This is a genomic window from Actinomycetota bacterium (assembly GCA_030776625.1).
Classification (GTDB): domain Bacteria; phylum Actinomycetota; class CADDZG01; order CADDZG01; family WHSQ01; genus MB1-2.
In genome coordinates this window covers 105,993-123,055 of the sequence record JALYHL010000007.1, presented here as the reverse complement: position 1 = coordinate 123,055, position 17,063 = coordinate 105,993, and the positions used below count along the sequence as shown (strand labels likewise).

The window sequence follows — 17,063 nt, the reverse complement described above, 5'->3', positions numbered from 1 at the left end:
CTCAAGCCTTCGCCGGCTCCGCGGTCTTGCGAGACCTGCTCGATCTCTTTGGTTGCCGCGCGATGTTCGTGAGGATCCCCATGGCGACGAGAGAGACCACGAGAGAGGATCCGCCGAAAGACACCAGCGGCAGCGGCACACCAGTGATCGGCATGGTCGCGGTGACGGCGCCGATGTTGACCAGCGCCTGCACGCCGATCCAGATCGTGATGCCGCTCGCGACGAGCATCCCGAACCGATCGCGCGCTCTCCGCGCTATCCGGACGCCGAGGTACGTGATGAACCCGAACAGCCCCAGGACGGTGAGCGTCCCCAGCAACCCCATCTCCTCACCCAGGATCGCGAAGATGAAGTCGGTGTGCGCGTTCGGGATGTAGGACCACTTCTGCCGGCTCGCCCCGAGCCCGACGCCGAGCCAGCCGCCCGACCCCAGAGCGATCAGCGACTGGATCGTGTGATAGCCCGTGTTCAGAGGATCCGCCCACGGATCCATGAACGCGAGGACGCGCTCGCGCCGGTACTCGGCGCTCAAGGCCGCGGCCGCGGCCGCGCCGGCGCCGAGCAAACCCAGCGGCAGGAGGTATCGGGGCGGTGCGCCGGCCGTGAACAACATCCCGAGACCAATCGAGCCAAGGAGGATCGTCGTCCCCATGTCCGGCTGCATCATCACGAGCAGCACGAGCGTGCCGAGCACCGGCACGAACGGCAACAACGTGTGCGGCAGCTCCTGGAGCGTCGACTCCTCCTTGCGAGAGAACACGTCCGCAAGGAACAGGATCAGCGCTAGCTTCGCGAGCTCCGAGGGCTGGAAGGCGAGGGGCCCGGCGCCGATCCAGCGCGCGCTTCCACCCGCGACGATGCCGACTCCCGGGATCAGCACCGCGAGCAGCAAGAGCCCGACGAACGGCAGCAACATGTAGCCCTTGTTCTTCAGGCGCCTGTAGTCGGTACGGGAGAAGAAGACGAACCCCGCCAGGCCGATGCCGGCCCACAACAGCTGTTTGTTGAAGAACAGGAACGACGAGCCAAAGTTTGCGAACGAAGACACGAAGCTCGCCGACAGGATCATGATGAGACCGAGCAGCACGAGTGCGCCCGTCGCGACGACGAGGAGGGCCGCGGGCTCGCCGCGCTTAGCCGAAGCGACGCGGCTTTTGGTCGCCCCCGCCACGCCCAGCGTGCCGCTCCGTGTCGCCATCTACTCCCCTCTCGGATGCCTCAGGAGGTCGGCCACACGGCGCGCGAAGTCATCACCGCGCGCGGCGTAGCCGTCGTACATGTCCAGGCTCGCACAACCAGGCGACAGCAAGACGGATCCTCCGGCAACAGAACTGCGCGCGGCGGCGGCCACGGCGTCCGCCATCGAATCCACCACCTCCACCGGGACGACGCCGTCGAAGATCCGCGCGAGCTCCTCCCTCGCCTCTCCCAACGCTATGACCGCGATCAAAGACGAGTCCGCCTCGGCAAGGGGACCGAGGTCGATGCCCTTGCTGCGTCCGCCGGCGATGAGCACGACGTCGCGCATGCCGCGCAGCGCCGCCAGCGTCGCGTGTGGGTTCGTCGCCTTCGAGTCGTCGATGTAGGTCACGCCGCCGCTCTCCCCTACGACTTCCAGGCGGTGCGAGAGTGGGCGGAATGCGGCCACCGCGTGCGCGACCGCGGACGGATCAACGCCGTATTCCAAGGCGGCTCCGGCCGCGGCCAGCGCGTCTTCCAGTCCCGCGCTGCCGGGGAGCGGAACCGCGTCGACCGGCATGACGCTGGCTCCTCGCCACACGATGTCGCGGCCGTCGACGCCGATGCCGTCCTGGACGGGGGACCGCGCATCGAATGGCACCACTCGTGACGCTGCCGTCGACGCGATCTCCATCGCATGCCGATCGGCCGCGTTCGGAAGGAACACGTCGGTCTGCGTCTGGTTCGCGATCAGCCGCGCCTTCGCGTGGCGGTACGCGTCGAACGACCCGTGCCAGTCGGTGTGATCCTCCGCGACGTTCAGAAGCACGGCCACCCGCGGACGGAACCTGTGCGTCGCCTCCAACTGGAAGCTCGAGACCTCGAGCGCTATAGCGGCCCCGGGGGGAACGGTCGAGATCGCGTCGATGAGCGGGAACCCGATGTTGCCCGCGGCCGTCGTGGCGACGCCGCCCGCTTCCAGGATCGCGGCGAGGAGCGACGTCGTCGTGGTCTTGCCGTTGGTGCCTGTGATCGCGAGGAAGTCACAGTCGGCGAGCCGGTACGCGAGCTCGACCTCGCTCCACAGCTCGAGATGCGCGTCGTGGATCGCGCGCGCTATCGCAGACTTAGGAGGGATGCCGGGACTGATCACGACCAGATCCGCGTCGAGCCGCTCGAGGTCGTGGCCGCCCAACTCCACCTCGACACCGAGCTGCTTCAGGTGATCGGCGCGCTGCCTCACCACCTCTCCGTCGCGGGCCTCCGTCACCCGCACCTTCGCGTCGAGATCCACAAGTGCTTTAGCGGCACTGAACCCGCTCACGCCGAGTCCGACGACGAGGACGCGCTTGCCGCCGAGCTCGGCGCCGCTCACAAGACGCCGCCCTTGGAGATGAAGTCGGCGTAGAACAGCCCGACACCGAAGGCCGTCGACAAGCCCGAGAGGACCCAGAAGCGAACGATCACGGTGAACTCGGGCCACCCCGCGAGCTCGAAGTGATGGTGCACCGGTGCCATGAGGAAGATCCGCTTCCCGGTGCGCTTGAAGACGGCGACCTGGAAGATCACGGACAGGGTCTCGACCGCGTAGAGCCCGCCCAACAGCAGCAGGAGCAGCTGCGTGTTCAACAGGATCGCGAGCACCGCCATCGTGCCGCCCAACATCAGGGAACCCGTGTCGCCCATGAAGACCTTGGCGGGAGCCGTGTTCCACCACAAGAACCCCGCGCACGCGCCGAACATGGCCGCGGCCACGATCGCTAGATCGAAGGGATCGGACCCGGTGGCGACGAGGTCGTAGAAGCCGGGGTGACGGAACTGCCAGAAGCCGATCACGACGAACGCGCCGAGCACCTGCGCGGCCGATCCGACGGCGAGCCCGTCCAGTCCGTCGGTCAGGTTCACCCCATTCGACGAGGCGGCGATCATCAAGAAGACCCACACGAAGAAGAAGACGCCGAGATCCAGCTTCGTCGAACGGAAGAACGAGAGATCGGTGCCGATCTGCACGAAGTACACCGCGCAGAAGCCGAAGACTCCCGCGATGATCAGCTGTCCCAGGAACTTCGCCCTCTTGTGGAGCCCCAGCGACCTGGACTTCTTGATCTTGATGATGTCGTCGAGGAACCCCAGGAACCCCAGCGCCATGATCGTCCCCATCGCGAGGATCCCGCTGTCGCGGAACGGCGCGTTGCCGCTGATGCCGAAGTGACCGAGCACGTACCCCAGCGCGGTCCCGACCAGGATCACGAGCCCTCCCATGGTGGGGGTCCCGCGCTTCTCGTAGTGCGCCTTCGGCCCCTCCTCGCGGATCAGCTGGCCCCACCCACGCCGGCGGAACTGCTTGATCGCCCACGGCGTGCCGAACAGGGTCACCAGGAGCCCAACGGCTCCGGCCACGAGGATGTTCGTCACCGGCTCGCCCACCCAAGGCCTGCCAGGGCGCTCCGAGCCACCTCCCGGTCGTCGAACGGGATCGTGTGATCCGCGAATTGCTGACCCGTCTCGTGGCCCTTGCCTGCGATCAACACGACGTCTCCCGGCCGAGCGGCCTTCAACGACGCCTCGATCGCCTCGACCCGATCCGAGGTGACGAGGTCGGGGCCTTGAGGGGCGTGCGCGATCACGCCTTCGACTATCTCGTCGATGATGGCGTAAGGGTCCTCGCTACGCGGATTGTCGGAGGTGACCATGACGACATCCGCGAGCTGCGCGGCCACAGCACCCATCAACGGGCGCTTGCCGCGATCGCGGTCGCCACCGCAGCCGAATACGCAGATGACGCGGCCGTCGCGGGTCACCCCACGGGCCGCCCGCAGGACGTTGTCCAACGAGTCCGGTGTGTGGGCGTAGTCCACCACCACCGAGAACGGCTGACCGGCGGCAACGGGCTCGAAACGGCCGGGCACCGCCGACAGCGAGCGAAGACCCTCCTCGATGGCCTCTAGCCCGATCCCCGCCTGTAGCGCGACCGCGGTCGCAGCAAGGCAATTGGAGACGTTGAACCCACCGATGAAGCTCGTTTCCACGTGGATGGCGCCGGCGGGTGTATGCACCTTGAACCGGCTGCCGGCGGGGCGGAACTCGACATCGTCGGCGCGGACCTCGGCATCGGCAGAGAGGCCGAAGCCGATCGTTGGAATCTCCGCCGCGTCCGCCAGTCGGCGGCCGTGGTCGTCGTCCACGTTCACCGCCCCGCGCTCGGTGCGCTCCGGGACGAACAGCGAGCGTTTGGCCTGGAAGTAGTCCTCCATGTGTGCGTGGAAGTCCAGGTGATCCTGGGACAGGTTGGTGAACCCCGCCGCCGCAAACACAACGCCTTCTACGCGATGGAGGACCAACGCGTGAGACGTCACCTCCATGGCGACGTGGGTGACGCCTTCCGCGACCATATCTGCGAAGAGCCTCTGCAGGTCCAGCGACTCCGGCGTCGTCCGCACCCCGGCTTTCACGCGGCCGCCCACCCGCGTCTCGATCGTCCCGATCAGCCCCGTCTTGTGACCCGCCGCGCGCAGGATCGACTCCAGCAGGAACGCTGTCGTCGTCTTGCCGTTGGTCCCGGTCACGCCGAGCACCGTCAGGCGTTCCGCGGGAGACCCGAAGAACCCCGCAGCTATCCGACCCATCGCTCGGCGCACGTCGGTGACGACCAGCTGGGGCACCTCCAGCGGCTGCGCCCGTTGTACGCACAGTGCCACCGCGCCGGCCTCCACCGCCGCGCTGGCGAACCTGTGGCCGTCGGTGGTGGCCCCCGGGACGCAGAAGAAGAGGTCCCCGCGTGCGACGCTTCTCGAGTCATAGGAGAGCCCGCGGACCACCGTATCGCCGGTGCCGCTTACCGCCTCGAACAGATCGCCGGAGAAGGAGGCCAGGGACGCGAGTGTGGCTGCGCGCTGCGTTTGATCCATCGCAGCGATGCTAGTCGTAGGTCTGGGCGTCGCCGGCCTGCTCCGCCTGGATCTCGCGGGCGGCTCTCTCAGCGTTCCCCGTAGGGGCCACGCCGAGGTGACGCAGGGCGAACTGCATGATGGTCTTGAAGGTCGGAGCGGCCGTTGAGCCACCCCAGATCGGACTCGGCTCGTCGAGCACGACGATCACCACCACCGCCGGTCGGTTCGCCGGCGCGAACCCGGCGAACGAGCCGATATAGGAGTTTCCGTAGCCGCCCGTGTCCAGTGGCTTCTGTGCGGTGCCGGTCTTGCCCGCGACCGCATAGCCGGGGATCTGCGCCTCGATGCCGGTCCCCTTCTCGGTCACGCCCGCGAGGATCTTCGTCACCTTCTGAGCGGTCGCCCGCGACACGACCCTGCGCGTCGCAGGTGGGGGCGATGGCTGGAGGCGGGCGTTGTCGGCCATGGTCGCCGCCAGCAGCTTCGGCTCGACCCATACGCCCTCGTTGGCGATCGTCGAGTACGCAACCGCCATCTGAAGCGGGGTGACCGCGATGCCCTGGCCGATGGGAATCGTCGCGATGGTCGGGCCGCTCCAGTCGCTGCGGTCGAGGACGATGCCGGGTGACTCACCGGGGAAGTCGAGCCCGGTCTTGCTCCCGAAGCCGAACCTGCGCACGTACGCGTCCAGCTTCTTGCCGCCCAGCTTGAGGCCGATCTGGATGGTCCCGACGTTAGACGACTCGTGGATGATCTCGGCGACCGTCATCTTCTCGGTCGGGTGCGGGTGCGAGTCGTGGAAGACGCGGTCCGAGTACGCGAAGGAGTCCGGGACGACGAACGGCGTCCTGGGCGTCACGACCTTCTCCTCTAGAGCGCCGGACGCGGTCACGATCTTGTACGCGGACCCGGGCTCATACACATCGGTGACCGCGCGGTTGCGCCGGTCGAGCTCGGAGAATCCGCCTGGGTTGTTCGGGTCGAAGTCTGGGACGTTCGCGAGCGCCAGGATCTCGCCCGTCTGAGGCCTCATCACTATCGCGGTCCCGCCGTCTGCGCTGAAGGCGCTGGTTGCCTCCGCGAGAGTCGCTTGCGTGAAGTACTGGAGCTCCTTGTCGATCGTGAGGAGCAAAGAGCGCCCGGGCCGAGGTCGCTCGTGCTTGAACTCCGCCTGCGGCAGCGCGTGCCCGGCGGGGTCCTGCTCCAGCGTCATCGACCCCGGGGTGCCCTGAAGGATCCCGTCGTACTGCGCCTCGATGCCTTCGAGCCCGCGGCCGTCGATGTCGACGAAGCCCAACACGTGCGACGCGAGGCGCCGGCCTGGGTAGTAGCGCTTCGGCTCCGCCTCCAGGTAGATGCCGGGGAGGTCCAGCTTCTTCACCTTCTGCGCCACCTTTGGGCCCACCTGGCGGGCGAGGTACTGGAAGCGGCACTCACAGGCGAGCTTCTCGGCCAGCTCGCGCGCATCCAGCCCGAGCACGGGGGCGAGCTTGACCGCCTGACCGGCGGGATCCGTGACATGCTGCGGATCTGTCCAGACCGTGTGGAGGTCGACCGAGATCGCGAGCGGCTCGCCCTCCCGGTCCAGGATCGCACCGCGGCGCGCTGGGAACTCGATGACGCGGTCCCTCTGCGCAACGGCGAGCTTGGCGTATCCGGGACCTTCGACGATCTGGAGCACGAACAGCCGCGACGCCATGCCCATGAAGGCGAGGGTGAAGACGAAGAACATCACGACGAGGCGTCTTGGCGAGCGGGAGCGCGGCCTCCGACTGCGTCTCGCTACAGAAGAGGCCGACCGGCGAGCGGTCGGCCTACCCGAGGTTCCGCCGGTGCGCCGAGGCGGCATCAGGGCGTGTGACCGACGCCGACGCCGACGGCAGCGGCCGCCGCCTTCCGCTGTGCTTGATAGGGGTCACCCGCCGCGACCTCGAGGCCGCCGCTGCCGCGCGGCCGGATGTCCGCGACGATGTAGCGCACGTTGTGCGGCTCGGGGTCGATCATCCCCAGCGTCTCGCGCGCGTACCGCTCGATCCGGGCGGCGCTGTCCAGCTTGGCGGCTTCGAGCATCAGCACCTCCCGATTCTCTTCCGCCCTCGCGAGCTCGTTGCGGATCTTCGTCAGTTTGAAGGCCGACTGAGCCAGCACCACTTGCTCGAGCAGGATCGCCGCGACGATGGCGCCGATCGCGATCGCCCCGAGGATCGTGAGCGGCGCGAAGCGACGCGCGCCCGTTCTCTTGATAAGCCCCCTGCCCTTGCGACGCGGGACGATCTTCAGCGACGTCTTCGTGGCAGATTCACCCTCGGCGTGTCTGCGGGAGCGGATCGCGCTCATGCGGGCCTCCTCTCTTGCAGGGGCGCGACGACGGCGGGCTGCAGGCGTTCGGCGGCGCGCAGCTTGGCCGCGGACGCACGAGGGTTCGCCTCGACCTCCTCGGCGGGCGGCGTGATCGGTCGGCGCGTCAACACGCGGACCCGTGCCTCGGCGCCACAGGTGCACACCGGGAACGACGGTGGGCAGACACACCCGAGTGCCTGATCGGCGAAGAACCGCTTGACGATCCGGTCTTCCAGCGAGTGGTACGCCAGCACCGCCACGCGCCCCCCCGGCTCCAGCGCGTCCACCGCCGCGGGCAGAGCCTTCTCGAGGCTGCCGAGCTCGTCGTTCACCTCGATCCGGATCGCTTGGAAGGTCCGGCGCGCCGGGTGCGGTCCGGTGCGGCGCGTGGCCGCGGGGATGGCGCCGCGGACGACGTCGGCAAGCTCCGCGGTGTCGGAGATCGGGCGCGCCCGGACGATCGCGCGCGCGACGCGACCGGCGAAGCGCTCCTCTCCGTAGGTCTGGATCACCCGGCGCAGCTGGGCCTCCGCGTAGGAGTTCACCACTGTCGCTGCCGAGAGCGGTCGAAGGGGATCCATGCGCATGTCGAGGGGGCCGGGAGATCGGAAGCTGAAGCCTCGTTCGGGGTCATCGATCTGGGGTGAGGAAATTCCAAGATCGAATAGGACTCCGCGAACCTTCGCAATCCCGAGTCGTTCCAGTACGGCCGCGAGCTTCGAGAAGTTGTCACGAGCGAGCCGAAGGCGGTCTGAGTGAGCGCCGAGGTTGGCCCGCGACGAGTCCAGCGCGAGCGGATCGCGATCGATTCCGACGAGGGTGATGGCCGGCGCGGCCTCGAGGAGCCTGAGGGCGTGCCCTCCCCGTCCCAGGGTCGCGTCGACGACGACTCCCCCATGCTCCAGCGCAGGGAGGAGGAGCTCGACGACCCTGTCCGCGAGTACGGGCTCGTGTTCCACATCGTTAGCGTCCCAGGGCCCGCGTGGCGATCGCGACCATCCCCAGCAGCCCTCCCACGGACGACCCCGTCAGCGCGAGCAGGACGACGCCCTGGCCCAGCTCCTTCACCAGGCCCCGCTTCTTAGTTGCCACCTTCTTCTTAGCCATCGATCTCCCCCTCTCGCTCCCCTGCTGCCCTTAGAAGTCCAGGTCCTCGGCCAGCTCCTCGAGCTGCCCCTCCTCCAGCTGCTCCTGCTGATAAGCGTTCGGGTTCCACAGCTCGGCGCGGTTCAAGGCGCCCACAACGAGGACGTCGCGGGTGATGCCGGCCAGCTCGCGGAGGTGCGCCGGGACCGTGATCCGGCCCTGCTTGTCGACGCTGTCGGGATGAGCGCTCCCGGCGATCCTGCGGACGAGCCGTCGAGCTGCCTTGGACCCGCTCTTCTGGCTGCGCAGCTTCGCCTCGATCGCGGCCCACTCCTCGAGCGACCAGATCGCGATGCAGTCGTCGAGCCAGCGGGAGAGCATCACGTCCTCGCCCAGCTCGTCCCTCATCCGGGACGGCACGATCAGACGCCCCTTCGCGTCGATCGTGTGACGGAACTCCCCGGTGAAGGACAACCGTTGCTCCCCGCTCCCCTGCCTCGCGATCCGAGGGCTTCGGGTGGTCTCGGGAGGGCCCCGTTGCTCCCCTTCGCTCCACTCTCCACCACTTCGTGGGTGCATCCAACCCCACCGGCGGGTGCGAAGTCAACATTCCCCTCCACAATTACAGGGTTGTAATTAGTTGCTCGTGTTGTTCCTGTGCATGCTTGTGTTTGCCTGAGCTCGTTCCGGGGCTGCGGGCACGGACCCCGGAGTCCGCTCCGGCGGTGGCGGCACGGGGATCGCTGGACACGGCCCCGCTCCGGCGGTGGCGGCACGGGGATCGCGGGACACGGTCGGCGAGCGCCCGATCGGCGCCGGCTCTCCCTCGAATCGGGCCACGTCGCGCCGAAGTTGTTCGGCTATCGAGCGACGTGGCCCTGCACGGTCCGCTCAGACCCGTACACGCCGCCGCCTCCGCTCGTGCGCGTACGGGCGCTCAAACCCGTACACGCCACCGCCTCCGCTCGTTGCACGGCTGCGCGCCCGGCAGCCCCTCCGCTCGTTGCGGACAGGGTCTCCGTCCCGGCGGGGTGATCTCTATTGGGAAGAGGAGCGGGTCGGGTTCCGGAGGGCGCCTCGGTTTTGCGCCCGGAGTCTCCCGGCCCGGTCCTCCACCCCGGTCTGCGCGATCGGCGGACGCCGCGGAGCGGAAACGAAAACGGGCTAGGTGAGGACGGTGACCTTGGCTAGGTACTGCTCCCAGACCGGGTCCACGCGCTCGACCGCGACCACGATCCAGACGCTGTCATCGGGACGGCGCGGGGGGTGGCGCAGGGCGAGGCCCACGTCTGCCGGAGCCCGGTTCTCCTTGCGCGAGTTGCAGGGGCGGCACGCGGCTACGACGTTGTCCCACGTATGACCGCCTCCCCTGCTCTTGGGGACGACGTGGTCGACGTTCTCCGCGGGCCGACCGCAGTACTGGCATTCGAAGTTGTCGCGGACGAACACCGCGCGGCGGGACAGCGAAGAACGGGCGCGATACGGCACCTTCACGAAGTAGTTGAGCCGGACGACGCTCGGGGCCTTCATCTCGAGAGACTCGGAGCGGAACATGTGGCCGTTGGTGTGGAGGACCTCAGCTTTGCCCTTCAGGGCAAGGACCAGCGCCCGCCGGACGGGAACGACGCACAGCGGCTGGTAGGAGGCGTTGAGCACGAGCGCTCTTCCCAAGGTGCGGCAAGTATATGGCGCGACCCTGGCCGTTCTATGGACGTGGGATCGCGGTGGTGCGCGCTGACTAGTTGTCGGTGCCGATCGTGTCGGTCCCCGAGAACCCCAGCCGTTCCGCGGTCTCCGCGGTGAGGTCCCACTCCGCATGTGTGTACGGGCCGCGGTCGATGACGGGCACGGTGATCGTCCGGCCCTCGTAGAGGATGCTGACCTTCGTCCCGCACGGCAGGCTTCGGTGTGCAACCCCGAGGGTGTTCGTTCCCAAGGTCTGTCCGCACGCGGTTCGGTTCCCGTAGAGACCGGGGCCGTACCAGGTGGCGAGATCGGGGTCGTAGACGCGGATCGCGGTGCGGTCTCTCGCTGCCCTGTTGCGCGCGTCACCGGCGAACTTCACCCGGAGACGCCGGTAGCCGACGCTGCTGGGTTTGAAGTAGCGCGAGAAGAAGCCGTCGCCGGCGCTGAGGCGGTCGATGTAGCGCCACTCGCCGGCGACCTTCTGCTGCAGCAACACGGTCCGGCCCGGAACCTTCGGGAACAGCGACCCCGACACGCGGAGACGCCGTCCCTGCATGAGGTGGTCCTTGCTCGTCCGTACCTGGAGCCGCGCAGTGACGGAGATCCGGATCCTGGCGCTGCGGGACTCCTCCTCTGTCATCTCGTCGATGTAGAGGAGCCGGTACGCGGCAGAGAAGTGAAGATCGCGCACGCGGAAGCGCACCCGCCCCCGTTCGTCTACCGCGCGCGTTCCGATCGTGCGCCACTGCCGACCCGGTGCCCGGCGCTCCAGGTGGAGCTCTTGTCCGACGGTCCCGCCGTCGAGCCGGCCCCTGATGGTCGCGTCGCCTCCGTAAGAGACGCGGCCCGAAGCAGAGGTGATGCGCGGTTCGGCGGTCGACGTCTGCGCCACCGCCGGATCCGGCAACAGCACCAGCACGAGCGCGAACAGAACGGGTGTGGCCGCTGCGCGCGAACGACCGAGGCATAGGCGAGACATCGCAACTCCCTTCGATGGTGCCGGCTTGCCTCGCGCGCCCGCCGAGGGCGCTACGGCCGCGCCGCGATGGCGACCGGAGGCGGAACGGGTGCGACCCTAGCGGGCCTTGCTAGCTGGCGCAAGCGAACGCTTGCCGGCGTTAGCGCAGCGCGGTCGAGTAACTACGCGCTGCGTCGCGCGCTTACGACTGGTGTTGCTCCTGTAGCCAAACGACGTAGTGATGGAACTGCAGATGGTCGGAGGTGACCTCTTCGGTCTGTCCGTCTTTCGTGAGCTTCACGGTGTCCGCGGGCCCGCCGGGCGCGTTGGGATCGTCTGTGATCTCGACGACCTCCCAGCCGGAGTCCACGAGGTCCCGGAGTCGTTCCAGTTCGGGGTCATCTCCCCAGCCGGCCATCGGACCTCCTGTGTTCGCGTTCGAGCGGCTCCGCACCCTATCGCCGCTCCGCGCTCGGCGCGCTCTTGCGGGCGCTTTTGAGGGCCCCGTGCGTCTCAACTACGCCCGGCGCGCTGCTAGTCTCGTGCGCCTCATATCAACCGACCAAGGGGCTTCAATGGCGGACAGCTCCGTGGGGGACTTCTCCGGCTTTCAGGCGTCCTTCGAACGGATCGTTTCGAACGTGGAGAAGACGATCCGCGGCAAAGGAGACGTTGTCCGGCTGGCCCTGATCGCGATGGTCGCCGAAGGCCACGTGCTGATCGAAGACATCCCCGGGGTCGGCAAGACCATGCTCGCGAAGTCCGTGGCCAAGTCCGTCGGCTGCTCGTGGAGCCGGATCCAGTTCACCCCAGACCTCCTGCCGACCGACGTCACCGGCGTCAGCATCTACGACACCGGGGCCGAGGAGTTCGCCTTCAAGCCCGGAGCCGTCTTCGCCAACATCTGCTTGGCCGACGAGATCAACCGCGCGTCGCCCAAGACGCAGGCGGCGCTGCTCGAGTGCATGGAGGAGCGCCAGGTGACGGTCGACGGCAACACGCACGAGCTCGAGGAGCCGTTCATGGTCATCGCGACCCAGAACCCGGTGGAGCACGAGGGCACCTATCCCCTGCCGGAGTCGCAGCTGGACCGGTTCACGATGCGCCTCTCGATGGGCTACCCGAGCCGCGAGTCGGAGCTCGAGATCCTCGACCGCCACGGGGCGCAGGCGCCGTTGGTAGAGCTGGAGGCCGTGGCCGACCCGAACGAGGTTGTCGGCCTGATCAAGCTGGCGCGTGAGGTGCACGTCGCTCCCACGCTCAAGCGCTACATCGTGGAGCTGACCGAGAGCACGAGGGACCATCCCGACGTCTATCTCGGTGCGAGCCCCCGAGCGTCGCTCTACCTGCTTCGAACCGCACGGGCGCTTGCGGCCAGCCGGGGACGCGACTACGTCGTCCCCGACGACATCAAGGACATCGTCGCTCCGGTGCTGGCGCACCGGATCCTTCTGTCTCCCGAGGCGCAGATGCGCGGCACGACGGCCGAGCAGATCCTCGACGGGCTCGTCGGCCGCGTCCCGATACCTGCCCGCGAGCAGGCCTAACACCTCCTCCGCTTATGCCGACCGGCAGGGGCTGGATGATCGGAGTCACGGGGGTGGCTCTCCTGGCCGCGGGAACGATCTTCGGGACGCGCGCGCTGCAACAGGTCGGGCTGGCGCTGATGGTCCTGTTGCTGCTCGCTATCGCGGTGGTCCGACTGGGCAAGCACGACCTATCGGTCGAGCGCGCCATCATGCCGCTCCGTGCTCGGTCGGAGCAGGACGTGACGGTGTCGCTGGCGCTGCACAACCGCGGAGCAGGCTCGGCGCCGTTGCTGCTGATCGAGGACGTTCTCCCCTCGCGCCTCGCCGGCCGCTCCCGCTTCACCCTCAACGGGATCGAGGCCGACGGACGCCGAGACGTCAGCTATACCGTCCGCCCCCACCGGAGGGGTCACTACGAGGTGGGGCCACTCAGCTTGAAGATGATCGATCCGTTCGGGCTCGCGCGCGTCAGCTCCCAAGGAGCGGGGCGCGAGAGCTTCCTGGTCCACCCCAGGATGGAGAAACTGGTGCTGCCGCGCGATGCCGGAGACCGCCGCAGCGTCGCGACGTCTGCCCTCCGACAGCCGACCGGCACGCGGGGAGAAGACTTCTATGCGCTGCGCGAATACGTGCAGGGAGACGACCTCCGTAAGGTGCACTGGCCGTCGACGGCGCGGCGCGGCAAGGTCATGATCCGCCAGGAGGAGACGCCGTGGCACACGCGAGCAACGATCCTGCTCGACGACCGCGCCCGCGTCCACACAACGGCAGGGGAATCTCCGTCGTTCGAGCGAGCGGTCGAAGTAGCGGCCTCGGTCGTCCAGCTGTACCACCAGGCCGGCTACGGCTTCCGGCTCGTGGGTGCACATCATCCCGGGTTCCCCAGCGCGCGCGGGGTGCCGCACTTCCACCGCTGCTTGGACCTGCTTGCGACGGTCGCGCCGCAGCGGGGGTCGGCCGACGATGCGCTGCTGGGGCGCCTGCTCGAGATGGAGGCCACAGGCGCCGCCGAGGAGACTCTCGTGCTGATCACGGGCTCGCCCGACCCACAGGGCGCGACCGCGGTTGCGCGCCTGAGGAATGTCTTCAAACAGATCATCTTCGTGTCGCTACCGGCACACCGCTTCTCGACCCAGCCGACGAAGCAGCGCTGGGACGGTGAACGTCTGGCCGGCGAGGTCGCGAGACAGCTGGCTCGCTCCGGGATCCGGAGCGTGATGCTGGCGCCGGGCGAACCGCTGGCACCTGCGTGGAGCGCTGCCGCCGCCGGAAAGCAGCGAGGGGGTGAAGCACCATGGGGTCAGAAGCCAGAGCTCGTCTAGGTCTGATCGGCCTCGGGTCGATAACCCTGCTGACGTTCAACCAGCTGTTCGGACAAGAGGAGTTCGCCGGGCCCGCGCTGCTGGCGATGATGGCGGCCATCGGGGTCACCCTGATCTGCAGGCGCCTGGGGCTGTGGCCTTCGACCACTCTCGCCGTGTCCGCAATCGTGATGATCTGGTACCTGGCACTGATCTTCCACGCCCCTGCCACGTTCTACGGCCTGCCGACCCTGACCGCGGTGCAAAGGCTCGGGACGTCCATCTCCCGCGCTTACGAGCACAGCCATGTGGACTTCGCGCCGGTGCCGCTGCGACCGGGCTACGCGATCCTGTCGGTCGCCGCGATGTGGGTGTTGGTGTCGCTGGGAGAGGTCGCCACGTTCCGGTGGCGCCGCCCGCTCCTGGCGAGCATCCCCGCCGTCGCCCTTTTCTCGTTCCTGCTCGTGGTCGGCACGGGCGAGGGCGCGACGATCAACGTCATCGTCTTCCTAGCCGCCCTGCTGACTTACTGGGCGCTCGAGTCAGACCACAGGTTGAGGTCGTGGGGACGGTGGGTCCCGGTGTGGAAGAGCCAGAAGGCTCAGGAGCCGGCGTCGATCACGGGCGCGCTGGCTCGTCGGATGGGAGCCTCGTGCGTCGCGGCGGCGCTCGTCCTGCCGGTCTTCCTCCCCGCCCTCGAGGAAGGCCTCATCTCGTGGCGCAGCAAGTCGGGCGAGGGGGTCGCGGGCGAGGGCGCTGGCGGTCCGGGTGCTCCCGGCGGCAGGATCGACCCGCTGGTGTCGCTGGTGCCAGAGCTGATCCAACAGTCCGAAGAAGAGCTGTTCCGCGTCACAGCCGACAGAGCCGAGTACTGGCGCCTCCTGACGCTGAGCGATTTCGACGGTGAGAAGTGGACGGATGGGAGCAACCTCACCGTCGCCGTGCCGCCGAGCGGCGCACTGTCGATCACGGCAGGTGTTCCCAACCCCGGGCGATCACTGGACCAGCGGTTCGAGGTGACGGGTCTAGAGGGACAACCGCTTCCAGTGGCAGGTGTTCCGCTCACGATCATCCCGCTGCAGGGGGCGACGGGGTTGCAGATCGATCCCTCCACCGCGGACGTGAAGCTGGAGGAGGGCCTCGAGGAGGGCTTCGTCTACGACGTCCAGGCCACCGTGCCCGATACGTCGTTCCGCAAGCTCCGCGAGGCAGAGGTGGTCGAGGTGGAACCCGGAGACCCATTGGTGCAGGTCGGACCCGTCGACGGCCCGGGGCTGTCCCCGGCCGTCAAGCAGCTGCTTCAGCTGTGGACGCGCGGCGCCAAAACGGACTTCGAAAGACTCATCGCGATCCAGAGCCGCCTGCGCGGCTTCGACTACGACGTCCAGCTGAATAAGCCGACCAGCAGCGACTACCTGCAGGAGTTCCTACTAGAGACGCGGGTCGGCTACTGCCAGCAGTTCGCGACCGCTTTCACTCTGCTGGCTCGAGAGCTGGGACTCCCCACGAGGGTGTCGGTTGGATTCCTCCCCGGCCGGACCAGCATCGAGGCGCCCAACACCTACACGGTAACCGGCAACGACACTCACGCCTGGCCCGAGGTCTGGTTCGAGGGCTTCGGCTGGGTGCGCTTCGAGCCGACCCCGCGCGACGAAGCTCCAGAGCCCGTCTACACGCTCGCCCGCATCGCTTCTGATCCCGCGACTATCACCGGCGCCGAAGCGCCGCTCACCGAGGGACGTGGGGGCAAGCGAGGCCTGGGCGAGGTGCAGGGGAACACCGGTCCAAACCGCGCCGCGCAGAACCCGAACAACGTGGGCGACGGCAGCGTGGCGGAGGAAGGTCGGATCAACAGCGACTGGCAGAAGACGTTCGGGCGCGTAGCGCTGGTCCTGCTGGTGCTCTTGCTCCTGTTCGTCGCGCTCGTGCCGCTGCTGAAGAGAGCCAACATCGAACGCCGCTACCGTCGAGCTACCGACACCAGGGCCAAGGCGGCCGCGGCCTTCGCGGAGTTCCAGCAGGAGGCCGCCGAGCTCGCCTCCGGCCGCGCCCGCGGCGAGTCCGCCGCCGCCTACGCCCGCCGGCTGGCGCGGGAAACGCTGCTCCCGCGGTCGTCGGTCATCAGGCTCGCCTCGATCTACGAGGCGGCCGAGTTCGCACCGGTCGAGCCGTCTCCCCAGGTAGCGGACGAAGCCAAGCGACTGGCGCGCCAGCTGCGCGTGAGCCTGTGGCAGCAGGCCGGTTGGTGGCGCCGGATCAACCGGTTGTGGTCGCCTGCAGGCGTGGCTCCCCGGGTCTCGCTGCCCATCAAGAGGATCGCGCTGCAGAAGATCCTGTCACTGGGCCGCTCGTAGCCTCCGGCGCGCGCTCGGATCGAGGTCTTGCTCCAGGCGCGTCTCGACTCGCCGCAGAGCGCTGACGAACTCGTTGCGGTCGTAGAGGTATTCCGCGACCCGGCCGTCGATACTGCGGGCGATGTCGTCGATCGCGAGGAAGAAGGCCATCTGGCCCTCTTTCAGAGCGTCCAGGACCTCACCGTCGGTGCGACAGATCTTGAAGATGCTCTTGCCGTCGGTGACCAGCCTGACCTCGGACAGGTGCTGCTCCAGCCCGGCCTTCTTGCGCAGGTAGTCATAAGCGCGGCGAACGCGCTGGAGGCTCATGCCGCCGTCGAGCAGTGAGCGGATCACCTTGAGCGCGATGAGGTCTCTGAATGAATACAGACGGCGAACGCCCGGACGTCCACCGGTCTCTTGGATGGTGGGTTTCACCAGTCCGACGCGATCCCAATACCTGAGCTGATGTGCGGTGCAGCCCGTGAAACGGGATGCTTGTTCGGCAGTGAAACCTTCCTCCATAGAGCGCGCAGACCTCCAAACGAGTCGCAGACTTGAGTCGCAATCCTGGTTGTTTCCGTCCCACCCGAGGGAACCCACTGCGGTGGGCGTTCCCCCTGCCGCCCTAGCGACTTGTGGAAGATAGCGCGGCTACTCGTGTTGCAGCAAGCCCGCTGCTAAAACAGTCCTGGGAGTCGCGAAAACATGTCGCGCAACTGTCGCGCGAGCGCGCGATCGCCAGCCGCGCGAGAGCATTC

At 67.9% G+C, this 17,063-nt stretch carries 16 protein-coding genes; 3 read left to right on the top strand and 13 right to left on the bottom strand.

Annotated elements, in window-relative coordinates; genetic code table 11:
• Window position 1 precedes the first annotated feature (1 nt).
• The 12 genes from ftsW to M3N53_11935 all read right to left on the bottom strand — a co-directional run bounded on the left by ftsW (window position 2) and on the right by M3N53_11935 (window position 11,557).
• A complete protein-coding gene (gene ftsW / locus M3N53_11990; GenBank protein MDP9069048.1) occupies window positions 2–1,198 on the bottom strand; it encodes a putative lipid II flippase FtsW in 1,197 nt (398 codons plus the stop codon).
• Window positions 1,199–2,554: a UDP-N-acetylmuramoyl-L-alanine--D-glutamate ligase gene (gene murD / locus M3N53_11985; GenBank protein ID MDP9069047.1), complete on the bottom strand. Its 1,356-nt coding sequence runs from the start codon at window positions 2,552–2,554 to the stop codon at window positions 1,199–1,201. It lies immediately after the preceding gene.
• Window positions 2,551–3,594 carry a phospho-N-acetylmuramoyl-pentapeptide-transferase gene (gene mraY / locus M3N53_11980; protein ID MDP9069046.1) on the bottom strand — a complete coding sequence of 348 codons (1,044 nt, stop codon included), beginning with the start codon at window positions 3,592–3,594 and terminating at the stop codon, window positions 2,551–2,553. Before mraY ends, murD begins: the two co-directional genes overlap by 4 nt.
• Window positions 3,591–5,087, bottom strand: coding sequence for a UDP-N-acetylmuramoyl-L-alanyl-D-glutamate--2,6-diaminopimelate ligase (locus tag M3N53_11975; GenBank protein MDP9069045.1), 1,497 nt, complete (start codon window positions 5,085–5,087; stop codon window positions 3,591–3,593). Before M3N53_11975 ends, mraY begins: the two co-directional genes overlap by 4 nt.
• Window positions 5,088–5,097: 10 nt before the next feature.
• Window positions 5,098–6,801, bottom strand: a complete 1,704-nt coding sequence (locus M3N53_11970; protein ID MDP9069044.1) for a penicillin-binding protein 2 — start codon at window positions 6,799–6,801, stop codon at window positions 5,098–5,100.
• A 116-nt stretch (window positions 6,802–6,917) separates the two neighbouring features.
• A complete protein-coding gene (locus M3N53_11965) occupies window positions 6,918–7,406 on the bottom strand; it encodes a cell division protein FtsL (GenBank protein ID MDP9069043.1) in 489 nt (162 codons plus the stop codon).
• Complete coding sequence (rsmH, locus tag M3N53_11960; GenBank protein MDP9069042.1) at window positions 7,403–8,368, bottom strand: 16S rRNA (cytosine(1402)-N(4))-methyltransferase RsmH; 966 nt, start codon at window positions 8,366–8,368, stop codon at window positions 7,403–7,405. The genes M3N53_11965 and rsmH overlap by 4 nt, the downstream gene beginning before the upstream one ends.
• 4 nt (window positions 8,369–8,372) lie before the next feature.
• Entirely contained in the window at window positions 8,373–8,516 is a 144-nt protein-coding gene (locus tag M3N53_11955) for a hypothetical protein (GenBank protein ID MDP9069041.1), read from the bottom strand.
• A gap of 30 nt (window positions 8,517–8,546) precedes the next feature.
• A complete protein-coding gene (gene mraZ / locus M3N53_11950; GenBank protein ID MDP9069040.1) occupies window positions 8,547–8,969 on the bottom strand; it encodes a division/cell wall cluster transcriptional repressor MraZ in 423 nt (140 codons plus the stop codon).
• Window positions 8,970–9,659: 690 nt separating this feature from the next.
• Window positions 9,660–10,166, bottom strand: coding sequence for an HNH endonuclease (locus M3N53_11945; protein ID MDP9069039.1), 507 nt, complete (start codon window positions 10,164–10,166; stop codon window positions 9,660–9,662).
• A gap of 67 nt (window positions 10,167–10,233) precedes the next feature.
• A complete protein-coding gene (locus tag M3N53_11940) occupies window positions 10,234–11,160 on the bottom strand; it encodes a septal ring lytic transglycosylase RlpA family protein (GenBank protein ID MDP9069038.1) in 927 nt (308 codons plus the stop codon).
• A gap of 181 nt (window positions 11,161–11,341) precedes the next feature.
• On the bottom strand, window positions 11,342–11,557 hold the full coding sequence (locus M3N53_11935) for a hypothetical protein (protein MDP9069037.1): 216 nt from the start codon (window positions 11,555–11,557) through the stop codon (window positions 11,342–11,344).
• A gap of 157 nt (window positions 11,558–11,714) precedes the next feature.
• On the opposite strand from M3N53_11935, the gene M3N53_11930 reads away from it, so the two are divergent.
• The 3 genes from M3N53_11930 to M3N53_11920 are packed head-to-tail and all read left to right on the top strand — an operon-like array spanning window position 11,715 to window position 16,323.
• Window positions 11,715–12,686 (top strand): MoxR family ATPase, encoded by a 972-nt coding sequence (locus tag M3N53_11930; protein ID MDP9069036.1) that lies wholly within the window; start codon window positions 11,715–11,717, stop codon window positions 12,684–12,686.
• Window positions 12,687–12,700: 14 nt separating this feature from the next.
• Window positions 12,701–13,990: a DUF58 domain-containing protein gene (locus M3N53_11925; protein ID MDP9069035.1), complete on the top strand. Its 1,290-nt coding sequence runs from the start codon at window positions 12,701–12,703 to the stop codon at window positions 13,988–13,990.
• Complete coding sequence (locus M3N53_11920) at window positions 13,963–16,323, top strand: DUF3488 and transglutaminase-like domain-containing protein (GenBank protein MDP9069034.1); 2,361 nt, start codon at window positions 13,963–13,965, stop codon at window positions 16,321–16,323. Before M3N53_11925 ends, M3N53_11920 begins: the two co-directional genes overlap by 28 nt.
• Here the strand turns inward: M3N53_11920 and M3N53_11915 are convergent.
• Window positions 16,306–16,827 (bottom strand): MerR family transcriptional regulator, encoded by a 522-nt coding sequence (locus M3N53_11915; GenBank protein ID MDP9069033.1) that lies wholly within the window; start codon window positions 16,825–16,827, stop codon window positions 16,306–16,308. The genes M3N53_11920 and M3N53_11915 overlap by 18 nt on opposite strands.
• Window positions 16,828–17,063 lie beyond the last annotated feature (236 nt).

Excerpts from the sequence above, each read along its gene's own strand:
- M3N53_11940 (MDP9069038.1), bottom strand. The coding sequence starts at position 11,160 with ATGTCTCGCCTATGCCTCGGTCGTTCGCGCGCAGCGGCCACACCCGTT.
- M3N53_11925 (MDP9069035.1), top strand. The coding sequence starts at position 12,701 with ATGCCGACCGGCAGGGGCTGGATGATCGGAGTCACGGGGGTGGCTCTC.
- M3N53_11970 (MDP9069044.1), bottom strand. The coding sequence starts at position 6,801 with ATGTTCTTCGTCTTCACCCTCGCCTTCATGGGCATGGCGTCGCGGCTG.
- M3N53_11930 (MDP9069036.1), top strand. The coding sequence starts at position 11,715 with ATGGCGGACAGCTCCGTGGGGGACTTCTCCGGCTTTCAGGCGTCCTTC.
- M3N53_11975 (MDP9069045.1), bottom strand. The coding sequence starts at position 5,087 with ATGGATCAAACGCAGCGCGCAGCCACACTCGCGTCCCTGGCCTCCTTC.
- M3N53_11965 (MDP9069043.1), bottom strand. The coding sequence starts at position 7,406 with ATGAGCGCGATCCGCTCCCGCAGACACGCCGAGGGTGAATCTGCCACG.
- M3N53_11955 (MDP9069041.1), bottom strand. The coding sequence starts at position 8,516 with ATGGCTAAGAAGAAGGTGGCAACTAAGAAGCGGGGCCTGGTGAAGGAG.
- M3N53_11915 (MDP9069033.1), bottom strand. The coding sequence starts at position 16,827 with ATGGAGGAAGGTTTCACTGCCGAACAAGCATCCCGTTTCACGGGCTGC.
- ftsW (MDP9069048.1), bottom strand. The coding sequence starts at position 1,198 with ATGGCGACACGGAGCGGCACGCTGGGCGTGGCGGGGGCGACCAAAAGC.
- M3N53_11920 (MDP9069034.1), top strand. The coding sequence starts at position 13,963 with ATGGGGTCAGAAGCCAGAGCTCGTCTAGGTCTGATCGGCCTCGGGTCG.
- M3N53_11935 (MDP9069037.1), bottom strand. The coding sequence starts at position 11,557 with ATGGCCGGCTGGGGAGATGACCCCGAACTGGAACGACTCCGGGACCTC.